This window comes from Clostridium celatum DSM 1785 (assembly GCF_000320405.1).
In the GTDB taxonomy this organism is placed as follows: Bacteria; Bacillota; Clostridia; order Clostridiales; family Clostridiaceae; genus Clostridium; species Clostridium celatum.
In genome coordinates, this window is the sequence record NZ_KB291614.1 from 1 (window position 1) to 1,727 (window position 1,727).

A 1,727-nucleotide genomic window follows, 5' to 3' on the forward strand; every position below is an offset into this window, starting at 1 on the left:
TTGGTCAAGCCCTCGACCTATTAGTATCAGTCAGCTAAATATGTTACCACACTTACACCTCTGACCTATCACCCTTGTGTTCTTCAAGGGGTCTTACTAGCTTATGCTATGGGAAATCTCATCTTGAGGGAGGCTTCACGCTTAGATGCTTTCAGCGTTTATCCCTTCCCGACTTAGCTACCCATCCATGCTCCTGGCGGAACAACTGGTGCACCAGAGGTCAGTCCATCCCGGTCCTCTCGTACTAAGGACAGCTCCTCTCAAATTTCCTACGCCCGCGACGGATAGGGACCGAACTGTCTCACGACGTTCTGAACCCAGCTCGCGTGCCGCTTTAATGGGCGAACAGCCCAACCCTTGGGACCTACTACAGCCCCAGGATGCGACGAGCCGACATCGAGGTGCCAAACCTCCCCGTCGATGTGGACTCTTGGGGGAGATCAGCCTGTTATCCCCGAGGTAGCTTTTATCCGTTGAGCGATGGCCCTCCCACGAGGTACCACCGGATCACTAAGCCCGACTTTCGTCCCTGCTCGACTTGTAGGTCTCGCAGTCAGGCTCCCTTCTGCCTTTGCACTCTACGAACGATTTCCGACCGTTCTGAGGGAACCTTTGGGCGCCTCCGTTACTTTTTAGGAGGCGACCGCCCCAGTCAAACTGCCCACCTAACAATGTCCAGTCACCAGTTTCATGGCGTCCTGTTAGAACCCCAGTACTGTCAGGGTGGTATCCCAAGGTTGACTCCACTAAGGCTGACGCCCTAGTTTCCCAGTCTCCCACCTATCCTGTACAGACAATACCGGAATTCAATGCTAAGCTGCAGTAAAGCTCTACGGGGTCTTTCCGTCCAATCGCGGGTAGCGAGCATCTCCACTCGCACTACAACTTCGCCGGATTTGCAGTTGAGACAGTGCCCAAGTCATTACGCCATTCGTGCGGGTCAGAACTTACCTGACAAGGAATTTCGCTACCTTAGGACCGTTATAGTTACGGCCGCCGTTTACTGGGGCTTAAGTTCACACCTTCGCTTGCGCTAAGTGTTCCCCTCAAAACCTTCCAGCACCGGGCAGGCGTCAGCCCCTATACATCAGCTTACGCTTTAGCAGAGACCTGTGTTTTTGCTAAACAGTTGCTTGGGCCTATTCTCTGCGGCCTGCTCTCGCAGGCACCCCTTCTCGCGAACTTACGGGGTCAATTTGCCTAGTTCCTTAACTGCAATTCTTCCGCCGGCCTTAGGATTCTCTCCTCATCTACCTGTGTCGGTTTGCGGTACGGGCACTACTTCTCTCTCTAGATGCTTTTCTTGGAAGCATGGAATCATGTACTTCAGCCTCAAGGGCCTTCCCCATCACGCCTCAGAATTGTTACAGCGGATTTGCCTACCGTAACTCCCTAAACGCTTAGACTAGCATTTCCAATCGCTAGCACACACTATCCTTCTCCGTCACACCCTCGATAATAACGATGGTAGTGGTATCGGAATATCAACCGATTGTCCATCGCCTACGCCTTTCGGCCTCGGCTTAGGTCCCGACTAACCCTCAGCGGACGAGCCTTCCTGAGGAAACCTTAGATATTCGGCCTGTAGGATTCTCACCTACATCTCGCTACTAATGCCAACATTCTCACTCGTAATCAGTCCACCGCTCCCTTACGGTACGACTTCAGCCCGATTACGACGCTCCCCTACCGCTTGCTTACGCAAGCCCGTAGCTTCGGTGGTAAGT

At 53.2% G+C, this 1,727-nt stretch carries 1 rRNA gene; it reads right to left on the minus strand.

The features are described from left to right. Positions 1 to 1,727: ribosomal RNA gene (locus HMPREF0216_RS02850) — 23S ribosomal RNA — on the minus strand; the annotation flags it as partial.